Raw genomic sequence first — 13,732 nt, 5'->3', positions numbered from 1 at the left:
CAGGTCGTAGAGGGCGGTGCGGGGCAAGAGCGACCGGCGGTGCGCGGCGCGGCGGCGCGAAGAATGCGGTGACCCAGGGTAAGGGAGGGACGGCGCCGCGCGGCGATAAGAGATGGTTTTGCACAGAACGAAGCCCCCGATCACGGGGGAACAACCGGGGGCTTCGCATCTGCGGGCGGTCCCGTAGAACCGCACATTGAGAACGTAAGTCCTGTACGCCCCCCAGGTCAAGCCGAGTTGGGGCACTCGGCGGGACCCTGTCGGCGCCGTTCGACCCGTCGGCCGCCGTCCGCTACGGAGCGTGAGATATCGGGCCGGTCAGGGCGCCCCGGACGGTCCCATGAGCACCTCGTACCCCACCTGCGTCTGGTGCACCAGGAAGTCGGCATACGGACGCGAAGGATCCGCTGCGAAGTGCGCGCGCTCCGCCGGAATCCAGCCACTCCAGAACGTGGCGAGCCCCGGCCCGTCCCGGAGGCGTCCCCTGCCCCAGGAGTGCTCGCTCGCCAGTTCCATCCACAACAGGGCCGCCAGATACGGGCGCAGCGCCCGCCGGCCCGCGCCCACGCCCTCGACCAGCACCAGCGGCGCGGGTGCCAGCTCGCGCTCCTCGGTGAACTCCCCGCGCACCCAGTCGTAGACGCCGTAGCGTGCCGTCCCGCCCCGGGACAGCGGCCGGAGGATCTGGTCGGCGAACCGCCCGCTCCAGGCGAACAGCTCTTCGTGGGTGGCGAGATCGTCGGTGTGCACCACCGGCGCACCGCCCAGCTCCCCGGCCAGCCGCCCGGCGAACGTGCTCTTGCCCGACCCCGCGTGCCCGTCCACCGCGATCAGCCGCACCGGCCCGCACGACGGGGGCAGGGCGTGCAGCCGGGTGGCGAGCGAAGCCAGATCATGATCCATCGCGCCAGCGTACGTGCGGGGACCCGGCGCCTTGGCCGCGCCAGTGGTCCACACCAATATTCGTCGGGCGACGCGCCTCGCAGCGCCTTCCGAAGCGGGCCGGGAACGGGAATAGTTGAGCCACTGCTGACCCGCCCGTGCCCGCCCGCGGCCCCGGCCCGACCTTCCGCACCCACTCGTACGCATCCGACTGGGGGACCACCACCATGACCAGCTCCGCGCCCCGGCGCACCGTCCTGGCCGCCGCGCTCGCCGCCGCGGCGGGTGCCGCCACCCCCTCGGCGCAGGCCGCCGACGCCTCCCGCAGATCCGCCGCGGCCACCACCGCCCCGGCCGTCGCCCGCACCCCCGACGCCCCCGTGCGCCGATCGAAGAGCCTCGTGGACTATCACGCCTGGACCACCGCCGCCGACTGGACCACGGGCCACGCCCGGGGTACCGCCCTCGCGCACGGCCCCCGGCCCGGCATCCGCCTCGCCCGCCCGGCCGGCACCTTCGCGTACAAGGATCCGCACACCGGCAGGACCGCCCCCTGGGAGTACGCCACCTGGACCTCCCCGGTCCACCGCCTCCGGGTCCCGGCCACCGAGGTCATCGCCTCCTGGAACGCGCACACCCCGCCCGGCACATGGATCGCCGTCGAACTGCGCGGCACCTACACCGACGGCAGCCGCACCCCCTGGTACGTCATGGGCCGCTGGACCTCCGGCGACAGCGACGCCGACATCCGGCGCACCTCTGTCGACGACCAGAAGGACGGCAAGAGCAGCATCTCGACCGACACCTTCGCCATCGACACCCCGGCGACCGGCCTCCGCCTGACCTCCTACGAGCTCCGTGTCACGCTCTACCGCAAGCCCGGCGGCACCCTCACCCCCACCGTCTGGCGGCTGGGCGCCATGGGCTCGGACATCCCCGACCGCTTCGAGGTACCGGCGTCCGCGCCCGGCCTCGTCGGCCGCGAGCTGACCGTCCCGCGCTACTCGCAGGAGATCCACAAGGGCCAGTACCCGGAGTACGACAACGGCGGCGAGGCCTGGTGCAGCCCCACCTCCTCCCAGATGATCGTCGAATACTGGGGCCGCAAGCCCACCCAGCAGCAGCTGTCCTGGGTCAACCCCGCCTACGCCGACCCCCAGGTCTGCCACGCCGCCCGCTACACCTTCGACTACCAGTACGACGGCTGCGGCAACTGGCCCTTCAACGCCGCCTACGCCGCCACCTACCGGGACCTGCAGGGCATCGTCACCCGCCTGTCCTCCCTCACGGACGCCGAACGCCTCGTCCACGCGGGCATCCCCGTCATCACGTCCCAGTCCTTCCTGAAGACCGAACTCGACGGCGCGGGCTACGGCACCGCCGGCCACCTGATGACCGTCGTCGGCTTCACCAAGAACGGCGACATCATCGCCAACGACCCGGCCTCCCCGGACAACGCCGCGGTCCGGCGCATCTACAAGCGCCGGCAATTCGAGAACATCTGGCTGCGCACGAAGAGGAAGAACGCCGACGGCAAGGTCGTGGGCGGTTCGGGAGGCGTCTGCTACCTCTACTTCCCGTCGAGCCCGGCACCCACGCAGCGACGGCTACTGGCCGAGCTGGGCATCCGCTGAGCAGGCGCACCCCGACGGTGGCCCCGAGGACCTGACGGACCTGACGGCAGCGCTCACTGCCGCCGAGGGCGAGGCAGCCGTACCGGTCCACCGTGATCTTGATGGAGCTGTGGCCCATCCACCGCGAAACCTCGTGGATGGGGACACCGTTACTCGCGAGAGGCGTGTCGAACGGTTGCGCATGCCCGAGTGGATCGACGTAGCGGCAAAGGAGGCCCTGCTACTGCAGCCGACATAGCGGCGGACGCGGGCTCCGTTCCCAGAAGTGGCCCTGGAAGATCTGAAGCAGGCCGCCAAAGAGATGGTTCGCGTACTGGAGGACGACCCGCGCTACTGCCGTGAGAACTTCCCCGGCCGTCTGGAGGACATGGTCTTCGCGAGCGACGTTGCCGAGGCTGGCAAACTCTGAGACAGGAGGCACACCGAGCATGTCCGCTACGTCAATTATGTTTTCGGCGCCCCTCCTCAATCCATCCTTGGAGATTCGGTTCGCTTTCCTCTGTCACGTCTTGCGCCTTCCACTGGGTTCAGCTACTTGGAGGCTGGCAATATTCGATGAATATGGGAGAGTCGATTCCAGCCCCGGCGCCGTCACCTCCTCGAGCTCCCAGAACCAGCCGCATTGCTTAGATATACGGCGAGGCAACCGTCTTGGAAGCGTCGCTCTGCCGGAGAGCCTCGCTGGCCGCTTACCCGGCGGCTCAGTGCCGGCCGGAGTACTCCTGCAGCATGTCGAGCGAGTCGATGTCGTGCTGCTCGGACACCCCGGGGGACCCAGCCACTTCCCGGAGCGCGGCCAGAGGTGGCACCCCGGCCTGACGCGCCTTCGCGAAGCGCAGCAGCCATGGGACGCCCTCCTCGAAGGCGGCCTCGCCCGCCGCGGTCCGCGGCTCATAGCCCGCCGCATCTTCGGCCGTGCCGGCCCAGAGGTAGCCCATCACCCGGTCTCGGCTCAGCACCTTCACGTACCGGACGGGGCCGTCGGTCCAGCTCTCGTAGCCTTGCTCCGCATATCCATCCGGCAGTAGCCTCATCAGCTTCTGCCAGCGCGCCGGGACTTCGAACGTCCCCCACGAGTCGTCATAGTCGGCGCCCTCTTCGGACAGGTCCTCAAAACCCGTGGCCGTGGGGCGGGCATGCCGGGTGGGATCACCGGGATCGGGCGCGCTTCCGAGAACCTCGGACATCCCCCGTAGGACCGCTGCAAGACGTGGCGCATTCTCCGCGTGCACTGCGGGCTGCGCGCGCTCGCGTAGGTCGAGTGTCAGCCATGCGTCTGAGAACGTCGACAAGGTGACCATGCCGCCGCCCTCACCCCACGCATCCAAGCCCAACGAAAACAGCTTCTCAGCCCGATGGCCAGCGCCGGACTCGAACCAAACTCCGGGAACATTGCTCTGCACAGACAGCAGGCGCCCTGCGACCAGCCCGACGTGGTCCACCGCAGCCGCCTGGCCGACTAGGGAGGAGCCCTGCCAGGTGAGCAGCGGCTGCGCGACGGCATCGCGAGGAGCAAGGGAAAGCGTCGTCTGCCCCCATCCTGCGGCGATCTCATGGTGGACCATCTGCGCATGAACGGCGGTGAAGAGTTCCAGGGCGTTCGCGGCACCACGCCGGTCGGAGACGTCCACCGTGACATCCCAGAACCATTCGCCCACCGGCTCAGTAGTAATCACAGTATGTCCTTAGGGTCTGTCTTTGCTCCGGGAGGTATCACAAGTGAGCCGTCGTCGAGCCTGATGACGAACGTCGTCCCGGCACCGAGGCCGTTGCCGTTGCGGCCGACTCGGTGAACGTCCATGAGCGCCTGGAAGGAGCCGTTCTCCATCCACTGGGCGACGCTACCTTGGCCGTCCACAAACATGATGCGGTGGTCGACGTCGGACTTGGCCAGCTGGCCGAGGTACTTCCCACGCATGATCTCACCCACCGGGTCGAGAGGTTCGTTCAGGCGCTTCATCTGGTACCCGTACACCTCGCCGTTCTCGGCACGCACATGCACGTCGATATCTCCGCCAGCCGCGTTCTTCACCTCGAAGTTGATCGACTCGGCAGGTACCCCGCTCTTGCACAGGTCGTCGGCGAAGATGATCTGGTCGACGCCGGGCTCGACCATTCCGATCTTTTTCGCCCCGAGACTCGACACCACCTGGGAGAAATTCTCACTGCGGTTGAACCGCCCGGAAGCAATGACGTCGGCCACCGCGTGGCCGCGCGGATTCTCGGCCAGGCGGGTGAGCGCCAGTTCGAGAACATTCGGCTTGGGGCGCGTGGCGCCTGGGAGCCCCTTGATCGCTTCGCGCAAACGCTGCTCCAGCTCACCGCCGCGCTGCATGGGCATCATCGACTCGGAAGCCTCGCCGGGGACGTGCTCAGCAGGTACTTGCAAGCCTTCGTCGCGCAGGCCGATCTGACCGGCGCCGCCGCTGTCCGAGCCGCCGCCGTTACCGAATGAGGCGTCAGACGAGCTCGGCCGATCATGGCCGCCAGACTGTCCGTCGTGATCACTCTGGTGTGGGACCCCCTGCCTGTCGCCGGAGCTGTGTTCGGGCCCGGTTGGCGTAGTGTCCGAGGCGTGCGCCCCACCCGAGGGGGATGGTTCGGTGTGACTGTTGGTGGGCGTGTGATTGCCCGCGTTGCCGCCCAGGGCACTGTGGTCGCCGACGCGGCCGTTGTCGTCTGGCTTGGCGCTGCCGTGGCCCGCGTTGTCGCCGGCGCGGGCCGGGTCGGAGACTTCCGAGCCGGCGCGGGTGAAGTCGTCGCCCCGTCCGCCGACGCCGGCCGGGACCCGCTGTTCCTGGTGGGCCGGGGTCTCGATCCGTGGGTTGTCCGCGCCTGCGGTGGGTGTGGCGGGCTTCTCCTGGTGGGCGTCCTCGGCGCGTTGGAAGAGGCTGCCGTCCTCGTTGTAGAGGTCGGTTTTGGGGTCCATGTACTTGCCGGTGAATGGGTCCTTTACCGTCCCTGGCGGGAAGGTGACCGTGCCCTTCGGCAGCTCGATTCTGCCGTCCGGGAGCTTGGTTGCTCCTTCTGGGATGGCGGCGTCCTTGGGCAGTTGGATCGTGCCGTCCGGCATCTCGACGGCGCCTTCGGGCAGGCTGTAGGCGCCCTCGGAGATCTTCGGGGTCTCGACGTGGCCGAGGCCCTTGAGGTGGGCCACCATGTCGCCGACCTTGGACAGGCCCGCGCCTGCGCCCTTGATGACGTAGGTCATCGGGTCGACGGCGCTGCCCACCTTGCTGACGACGGACAGACCCTTGGCGAGGGCGCCCGCCTTGCCCGCGCCCTGCACGGCGGCACCGCCACCGCGGGTGAAGATGGCGGTCACGATGTTGAAGGTGACCGCGCCGGCGGCCCGGGAGCCGTTCGATTCCCACTGGTCCCAGGCCACGAGAGCCTTGCCGGTGTCCAGCACCGCGGTACGGGAGTCCCGCAGCCAGGAGGGGAGCATCTTCCCCGGCGTCATCCAGTAGGCGACGTTCAGACCGGGCGTGGTGGTGATCGCCACTGCGGTGGAGAGTTTGGCCAGACCGGCCCACGCCTCTCCGGCGGCCTCCCCGCCGTGCCCGCCGAAGAGGGTGTAGATGCCGTCGATGGTGCCCCCCACGCCGTCGACGATGAAGCCCTTGCCGAAGTCGTAGGCGTGCTCCCACACCTGCCACCAGGGAACGGACTCCTCGACCGCGTCGCCCCAGGGCAGGCTCTTGGACGCCTTGAGGGCTTCGGCGTCGTAGCCGTATCCCTTCTTGTGGGAGGCGTCGATCGTGTGGAGTGCCTTGCCGCCCACCAGCGCGACGATCTTGGCGTGGCAGTCGCGTTCGGCTTCCTGGAACGCGGCCCAGACCTCGGCGATCTTGTTGCGGCGGTTGAGGTTCTCGTCGGTCAGGTCGCCGTCCTCGCTCCAGTCGTCTTCGGCGGCCTCGTTGTCGCGGAAATCGGCGGCTTCCCGCTTGAGCTGCTCCAGCCGGTGGATCAGCGGCCTGATCTCGCGGGCGTAGGTGCCCAGAGCCCCGGCGATGACATGCATGTCGTCACTCAGGTCGTGTGCCGTGCGCTCCACCGGCTTGGTGACGCCGAACAGCTGCTCCGCCTCGGGCGCCTTGTAGAAGGCGGCCAGTCCGCCGAAGGACTTGTGGACATCCGAGCCGGCGGTTCGGACCTTGGAGCCGCCATGCGACAGCGCCTTCGTCTTGGCTTCCAGGACGTCCAGATCACCGGTGAAGACCGGTACATCGGCCGGGTCGACCGGTCCGCCGCTCACTTCTTCTTCCCCCCGAAGTCCTTGAGAGCGTCCAGACGCACCCCATGGGCTGCGCTCTGTGCGTTCTTGGCCGCCTCCAGATCGCCCTGGACGTACTCATTGGTGGCTTTGGCAGCGCCCAGAACGGCCGCTTGGCAGCGATCGGCCATGCCCTTCATGTGCGGCTTGCGCTTCGTCACGTACTCGACCAGAGCCGCGGCGACCGGCCCCGTCGCCGTCTGCGTGAACAGGGGGGTGGCCGCCGGTCCCAACGGCTTGTTCGCCGGCGCCCACGGCCCGGGCGACAGCGGCGTTCGGGCCTGCGTGCCCGGCACGGCCGTACCCGCCGCCTGAGCCGCTTCCTGGATGTCCGAGAGCAGTGTGTTGAGGACTTTCCCCAGGTCTTCGGCATGCGTGCCGACGACCTTCAACTGGCCCTGCACTCCCTGTGGCTGGATGTCCCATGACGCCATGAACGCCCCCCTGCGTACATACTTCTTGCCCCGTCGCCGCGACTCGCGCGGCGACGCCCCCGTGGTCGGCGATCCGTCGGTGCGCTCCGACGGATCGCCTTGTCTGTCGATGCGCTGAGGCCGGCTCAGCCGATGTTGTCGACCGCGGCCTTCGCGCGTGCGAGCGTCTGGTGCGCGGTGCCGTCGTTCTTCTCCAGCGTCGTCTTCAGCAGCTGGATGATGCTCCTGACCTCCTGCGAGGCGCGGTTCCAGCGCAGTTCCTTGCCGTGGTACTCCTCCGCGACACCGTCCGCGGCGAAATCCGACATCGCCGCCTTGACCTGCGCATCACGCGCCACGATCACCTGCTCCAGGCGCGCGATCACCGCCTGGATGTTGCCCTGCGCCTCCGCGGACGCACCCGAGTCGTACGAACGACGGTCCATGCCGGCAGCCATCACAATCACTCCCCCTGAGATCTGAGTACTTGAGCCGCGATCGGGTTGTCAGCGGCCCGAGAATCGGGCCGCGTCGAAGTTCGCCGCCGACATCTGCGACCGGGCGTTGTCGGCCTGCTCCTGGTCACCGGAGCCGAAGGCCGTCTCCATGCCCGACTGACCGCCCACGATCGCGGCCAGCGCACTGTTCAACGACGCCGTGATCTCGTCTGCGCGCGACTTGAACGAGTCGAAGGCCGCCTTGCCCGATCCGTTGAACTTGCCCTCCAACGGCTGTGCTGCTTGCACGAGTTGGTGGATCAACGTTCCCAGTTCCGTGCTCGACCCCTGCGACTTCGACCTCAGGGTCGAGAGCGTCTGCGCCCCCATGTCGAACTTCATCAGGCCCCCCGCCAGATTTGACGATCGTATGTGCGGTCATGCCTATCAATTGCGAAGTCATTGGTGCAATCCGCAATCCCGATGCTATGGCCAAGGTCTGACAACGGCTCAAAACAGCTGGGGGCGCACCCGCCTACCCATGCCTGCAACGTGTTCGGCCGGGAGGAGGTCCACGCGCCGGCCAGGTGCTCTCACTCGCCTTTCAGATGCCGCATCAGACGCTCGAAGTCCTGCCAGCCCGACAGGTCCAACGGGTCTCCGGGCAGCGGGTAGTACATCGCGGGGCGGGTCTTCGGGCCGAGGGGGACAGGCGGCTGGGCCAAAGGGGTGTGCCGGGCGCGGTCGCCGGGCATCTGGCGGACCTCGTCCGCGCCGAGCACGAAGGCCACTGGGACGCCGGGTCCCTCGAAGCGGGGCGGCACCGCCAAGTCCCGTCGGGCTTTGCGGATCTGGACGAGCATCGACAGGAGGCGGTGGCGGGTGGCGAGCACCTCCGCGGCCCTGGGCAGGGAGGCCACCGGCGGCTCCTCGTCGGGACCGTAGCCGAACATCAGCGTGACGTACTCCTCCACGCCCGCCTTCGTCCGGCTGATGCGCACCGTGGCCAGGCCCGGCCGGTCCGGGCTGCCGACCACCACGAACCAGGTCGGCTCGGGCGCCCGCTCGTAGGCGAGGTCGGTCATCTGGCGCGGGGACCATGGGAGGTTGGCGGGCTCCGCGGTTCCCCACCCCGCCGGGGACTCGCCGGTGAGTTCGCGCCATATCGACTCCAGCGCACCGCCGAGGACCAGACGTTCGTCCGCGGGGTGGACCGTGCGGAAGGTGATGGCCAACTGCTGCTCGCCGGTGTCGGTGACCTCCTGGTAGGAGGCGGCTACCGGGGTGCGTGGGTCGTCGGCGGTCGCGTCCGCTGCCGCTACCGGTTGGAACATGTCGTCCTGCCAGCGCAGGACGGCTCCGGACTGTCCGTCGTAGTAGCCGTCCCGCTCGTCGCGCACGACCCAGCGGGAGGGCCAGTTGCTCAGGCCGGCGCGAACGGCGGGGGAAAGCGTGGTTCCCGGCGGGGTGACGACCTGGAGGCCCAGCTCCGCGTCGGCGGCTGTCTGGAACGCGTCCTGGAGCCAGGCCGTCATGGCGACCACCGGGCGGTCCTGGATGACGACGGCGACCTTGTCGGTCAGGACGTCGACCGCGGGCCGGCCGGCGGCGGGCGTGGGCGCAACGCTCACGCCTTCGGTCTTCACCACGGCCAGGGACCGCGCGGCTTCAGGGGGCCAGGCGGATCCGTCGGCCAAAGCGGCCAGCCGGGCCGCGAAGGTGCCCGCGAGCCGCTCGGCTTCTTCCACACCGGTGGTGGCGCGGGCCTCTGTCCACCAGTACGGAAGTGGTGGCGGGCTGGCTCCGAGCAGCCGCTCGGCCTCACCCGCGACCTGTATGAGCAGCGGTGCTTCGACGGAGACGAGAGGGCGTCCCTGCTCGTCGCACAGTCGCACGACGGCGCCCTCGCCCGCCGTGTCCACCAGCTTGTCGGGGCCTCCGGAGAGCAGGCCCGCGAGCATGGCCCACGGGTCGGGCATGCGTGGGGTGAGGGCGATGACGTCCTTGGTCATGTGGTCGTCCGGTCCTTCGGCGTTCGGGGCATGGCTGCCGTACGGCTCGTGGTCCGCGTATGCGGAAGAGCCCTCCGGCAGGTCACGCGGGGGAGTAGACGGTCTGGATCAGGCGGTTGCTCCGGCCCCTGCGGATGAGGACACCGCGGCCCGGCGGCTGCCAGGAGGCGTGGACGCCGGGGAACAGCTGGCCTTCGCCGCGGTCACCTGCCATGAGGAGCGCGGAGGCTCCCGACTCGCGCAGGCCCTGCACCAGGGGCTCGTAGATGCCGCGTGAGGCGCCTGCGACGCGGCGGGTGAGGACGAAGTGGAGGCCGATGTCCACCGCGGAGGGGATGTACGGCAGGAAGGGGGCCAGTGGCTCCTGGCCGGCGGTGGTCAGGATGTCGTAGTCGTCGATGAGGACCACGATCCGTGGGCCGCCGCCCCAGCTGCCCGGCTCCAGGTCTTCGAGGCGCGCGCCGTCTTCGGGCAGCCGCTTGTCCAACACGGTGGCGATGCCGGTGGCGAGGCCCGCGCACAGTTTGGCGTTGTACGCGTAGCCGCCGTTGAACTCCTCGGGGATCGCGCCGCGCAGGCCGCGCCTGGGGTCCATGACGGCGAAGACCAGCTCGTCCTCGCCGTGACGCTCGATGAGGCCGTTGGCGAGGGTCCTCAGGAGATTCGTCTTGCCGCACTCGCTGTCGCCCATGATCAGCAGGTGTTGGTCGTGCTGGAACAGGTCGAGCAGTACGGGCTCGAGGGCCGTCTGGTCCAGGCCGATGGGTACCCGCCGGGGTTCGGCGACCGGTCCGGGCAGGAGGTGGGGCTCCAGAAGGTGCGGCAGCACCCGTACCGGCTGGGCGACCTCGCCGCTCCAGGTGGCGCGGATCGACCGGGCCGCACGCTCCAGCACCGCGCCCAGGTCCGCGGTGTCGGCGAGCGAGTCCGTACGGGGGAGCGCGACTTGCGCGAAGAGCTTGCCGGCGGTCAGGGCGCGGCCGGGCTCATCGGGCGAAAGGGTCACTGCCAGCTTGCTGTCGATGCTGGACTCGCTGGGGTCGTTCAGCCGCAGCTCGACGCGGGTGCCGAAGTTCGACTGGACGGCGATGCGCACGTCGTTCCAGCGGAGCATGCCCGCCACGACGTGGATGCCGTAACCGCCACCGCGTTGCAGGATGTCGGCGACGGCGTCCTCCATCTCTTCGAAGTCGTCGCGCAGCGCGCCGAAGCCGTCGATGACGAGCACGATCTCGGCGGATGCCAGCTGGGGCAGCCGGCCCGCCGCGTGCAGGTCGCGCAGCTGCTCGACGGAGTCGATGCCGTGCTCGCGGAAGAGCTCCTCCCTGGCCGCGAGCATCGTTCGCACCTCGTCGACGGTGCGGGCCACCCGCTCACGGTCGACGCGACCCGCGACACCACCGACATGAGGAAGGCCCGACAGGGCCGCCAGGCCGCCGCCCACCAGGTCGAGGCAGTAGACCCCGACTTCCTGGGGGGTGTGGGTCAGCGCGAGGGACAGGACGAGGGTGCGCAGGAGGGTGGTCTTGCCGGATTGGGGGCCGCCGATGACGGCGGCGTGGCCGCCTGCCACCGTCAGGTCCAGGTACCACTGGCCCTGCCACTGCCTGGCCGGATCGTCGAGCAGGCCGAGTGGTACCTCCAGCGGGGCGCGGCGCCCCGCGAGCTGCGTACCGCGGGTGCCGACATCCAGCGGTCCGGCAACCCTGTCCAGGGCGATCGCATCAGGCAGGGGCGGCAGCCAGATGCGGCGCACCGTACCGCCGGCGCTGGCCAGCTGCTCGACCATGACGCCCAGCTCGGTCGGCCCCATCTCGCGGCGCCGCACCGTCTGCTCCGGTGAGCCCGCGTCCTCCGCTCCGGCCGTGGCGTTGAAGGTCTCATAGGGCAGGGCGAGGGGCCCGGTGTCCTCTTCCTCCCCGCGCTGCACGGGGCCGCGGTAGGCCCCCGAGACATAGCTCGCCTTGAAGCGGTCGTAGTGGCTGGTGTCGACCTTGAGGTAGCCGAATCCGGGCAGCGGCGGGAGGTGGAAGGCGTCCGTGGTGTCCAGGACCGTACGGGATTCGTCGGCGGAGAAGGTACGCAGGCCGAGCCGGTAGGAGAGGTAGGTGTCCAGGCCCTTGAGGTGGCCGCTCTCGATGCGCTGGCTGGACAGCAGCAGGTGCACGCCGATGGAGCGGCCGATGCGGCCGATGGACAGGAACAGGTCGATGAAGTCCGGTTTGGCGGTGAGCAGTTCGCCGAACTCGTCGATGACGACGAACAGGTGCGGCAGCGGGTCCAGGTCGGGCCGGCGACTGGCGCGCAGCGCGGTGTAGTCACCGATGTCGGCGAGGTTGCCCGCGTCCTTGAGGACCTGCTGGCGGCGTTTGACTTCGCCGGCGAGCGAGGCGTGGACGCGTTCGACGAGGCCGGCCTGGTTCTCCAGGTTGGTGATGACACCGGCGACGTGCGGCAGGTCCGCGAACGGCGCGAAGGTCGCACCACCCTTGTAGTCGACAAGGACGAGCGCGAGGTCCTCGGGCGGGTGTGTGGCCGCCAGGGCGAGGACAATGGTGCGCAGGAGCTCCGACTTCCCGGAGCCGGTGGCGCCGACGCACAGACCGTGCGGGCCCATGCCGAGCTCGGAGGACTCCTTCAGGTCCAAGAGCACCGGCTCGCGGGAGTCGTTGATGCCGATGGGGACGCGCAGGAAGGAACGTTCGCCGCGCGGCGCCCACAGGTGCGAGAGGTCGAGTTGCGCCACGTCGTCGAGGCCGAGCAGATCGGCGAAGTCGACGGGTCCGGTCAGGGGGGCGTCGGTGAGCGATTCGGCGGACAGGCGCAGTGGCGCCAGCATCCGGGCCAGGCCTTCGACGAACGGGATACTGATCTCGTCCACGGTGCCGTGGGCGCCGACCGGCTCCTGCGCGCGAAGGTCCTCGATGATGACCTGATCGCCGTCGACGGTGAGCCGGACGCCGACGTGTCCGGGCTCCTGGACCCGCTGCTCCAGCAGGTGCAGGACGGTGACGCCCATCTCGCGCAGGCCGACCGCCTCGTCGGGGAGCGGCAGATCGACGGCGTCCGCACCGTGCCCGTCGGCGACGACCAGGAGCCGGGACGTCATGGCCAGGGCGTCCTTGTCGGACAGGCCGCGGCGCACCTCGGCTGCGTAGGAGGCGCGGCGGCGCAGTTCGGGGCCGAGCAGCCGGGTGAGTCGGGGCGCTGAGGGGGCGATGCGGCGAGCGGCGACGGGCCCGTCGAACTGCTCGGTGTCGAGCAGATGCGGCATCCACTTGGCCCACGCCCAATCGTCGATCCGGTCCCCGGGCACGGCGAGCGCCATCGCCACGTCGTCGGGGGCGTGCAGGGCGGCGGTCTGGACGAGCAGGGCGCGCGCGACGCGCAGGCAGTCCTCCCGGGGGCCGATGACGCTGACGTTGCCGACGCGGTCGAGCGGGACGGTGAGGGGGAGTTCGGTGCCGGTGCGGAAGCGGGCCATCAGCGCCGACGCCTCGTTGAGCATGAAACGGTCGGGCGGGGTGAGGACCGACGAGCCCTGCTGGGCGAGCTGCAAGTCGCGTACGGGCATCTCGCCGGTGCCGACCCGCACGTGCAGGAAGTCGCCGTCGACGCGGCGGCGCTCCCACAGGCGAGCCGGGTCGCGCACGATGTCGTAGAGGGCGGTCGGCGGCGGGTTGAGGACGCCGGCGCGCTCGCGCCTCTGGCGCTCTTCGGCAGAGAGCTCCTCGCGCTGGTCCTCCAGATAGGCCAGATACGCCTCGCGTTGGGTGCGGCGGGTGCGCTGGGCCTTGCCGCGCTGCGAGAAGACCAGCGCGACGGAGCCGATGACGGTGACGACGAGGATGATCGCGCCGAGCCCCGCGAACTGGCTGTTGCGCACCACCGTCATCATCACCACGGACGACATGACACCGGCGACGGGCAGCAGCGACATCGCGATGTTGCCCGCCTTCCCCTCCGGGAGGTTGGGCGGGGCCTCGATGACGCGTGCCTCGGAGGCGGCCGGAGGCCTGGTGGCCCTGGCGGGGCGGTGTATCAGTCGGGTACTCATCGTCGTCCGTCATTCACGATC

At 69.7% G+C, this 13,732-nt stretch carries 10 protein-coding genes; 2 read left to right on the top strand and 8 right to left on the bottom strand.

The genetic code is table 11. The annotated features are described in order from the left end of the window. Positions 1 to 318 precede the first annotated feature (318 nt). Positions 319 to 903, bottom strand: a complete 585-nt coding sequence (locus tag AB0411_RS28745) for a uridine kinase family protein (protein ID WP_366420195.1) — start codon at positions 901 to 903, stop codon at positions 319 to 321. Positions 904 to 1,109: 206 nt separating this feature from the next. Between AB0411_RS28745 and AB0411_RS28740 the strand changes: the two genes are divergently transcribed. After that, a complete protein-coding gene (locus AB0411_RS28740; protein WP_366420194.1) occupies positions 1,110 to 2,516 on the top strand; it encodes a peptidase C39 family protein in 1,407 nt (468 codons plus the stop codon). 265 nt (positions 2,517 to 2,781) lie between these two features. Then, positions 2,782 to 2,925, top strand: a complete 144-nt coding sequence (locus AB0411_RS28735; protein ID WP_366420193.1) for a hypothetical protein — start codon at positions 2,782 to 2,784, stop codon at positions 2,923 to 2,925. 292 nt (positions 2,926 to 3,217) lie between these two features. Here the strand turns inward: AB0411_RS28735 and AB0411_RS28730 are convergent, their stop codons facing one another. The 7 genes from AB0411_RS28730 to eccCa form a co-directional block, all read right to left on the bottom strand. Then, the gene (locus tag AB0411_RS28730) at positions 3,218 to 4,192 is read right to left on the bottom strand and encodes a hypothetical protein (RefSeq protein ID WP_366420192.1); all 975 of its coding nucleotides are present in this window, start codon (positions 4,190 to 4,192) and stop codon (positions 3,218 to 3,220) included. Continuing rightward, entirely contained in the window at positions 4,189 to 6,774 is a 2,586-nt protein-coding gene (locus tag AB0411_RS28725) for a hypothetical protein (protein ID WP_366420191.1), read from the bottom strand. Before AB0411_RS28725 ends, AB0411_RS28730 begins: the two co-directional genes overlap by 4 nt. Then, positions 6,771 to 7,226 carry a DUF6507 family protein gene (locus AB0411_RS28720; protein ID WP_366420190.1) on the bottom strand — a complete coding sequence of 152 codons (456 nt, stop codon included), beginning with the start codon at positions 7,224 to 7,226 and terminating at the stop codon, positions 6,771 to 6,773. The genes AB0411_RS28725 and AB0411_RS28720 overlap by 4 nt, the downstream gene beginning before the upstream one ends. Before the next feature lie 125 nt (positions 7,227 to 7,351). Beyond that, positions 7,352 to 7,663: a pore-forming ESAT-6 family protein gene (locus tag AB0411_RS28715; RefSeq protein ID WP_366420189.1), complete on the bottom strand. Its 312-nt coding sequence runs from the start codon at positions 7,661 to 7,663 to the stop codon at positions 7,352 to 7,354. A 48-nt stretch (positions 7,664 to 7,711) separates the two neighbouring features. Next, positions 7,712 to 8,044 carry a hypothetical protein gene (locus AB0411_RS28710; protein WP_093642562.1) on the bottom strand — a complete coding sequence of 111 codons (333 nt, stop codon included), beginning with the start codon at positions 8,042 to 8,044 and terminating at the stop codon, positions 7,712 to 7,714. A gap of 191 nt (positions 8,045 to 8,235) precedes the next feature. Beyond that, positions 8,236 to 9,654 (bottom strand): DUF6177 family protein, encoded by a 1,419-nt coding sequence (locus AB0411_RS28705; RefSeq protein WP_366420188.1) that lies wholly within the window; start codon positions 9,652 to 9,654, stop codon positions 8,236 to 8,238. Between the two features lie 82 nt (positions 9,655 to 9,736). After that, entirely contained in the window at positions 9,737 to 13,711 is a 3,975-nt protein-coding gene (gene eccCa / locus AB0411_RS28700) for a type VII secretion protein EccCa (RefSeq protein ID WP_366420187.1), read from the bottom strand. Positions 13,712 to 13,732: the final 21 nt, after the last annotated feature.

This window comes from Streptomyces angustmyceticus (assembly GCF_040701845.1).
GTDB classification, from domain to species: Bacteria; Actinomycetota; Actinomycetes; order Streptomycetales; family Streptomycetaceae; genus Streptomyces; species Streptomyces angustmyceticus_A.
This window is presented reverse-complemented; position numbering and strand designations above follow the sequence as displayed.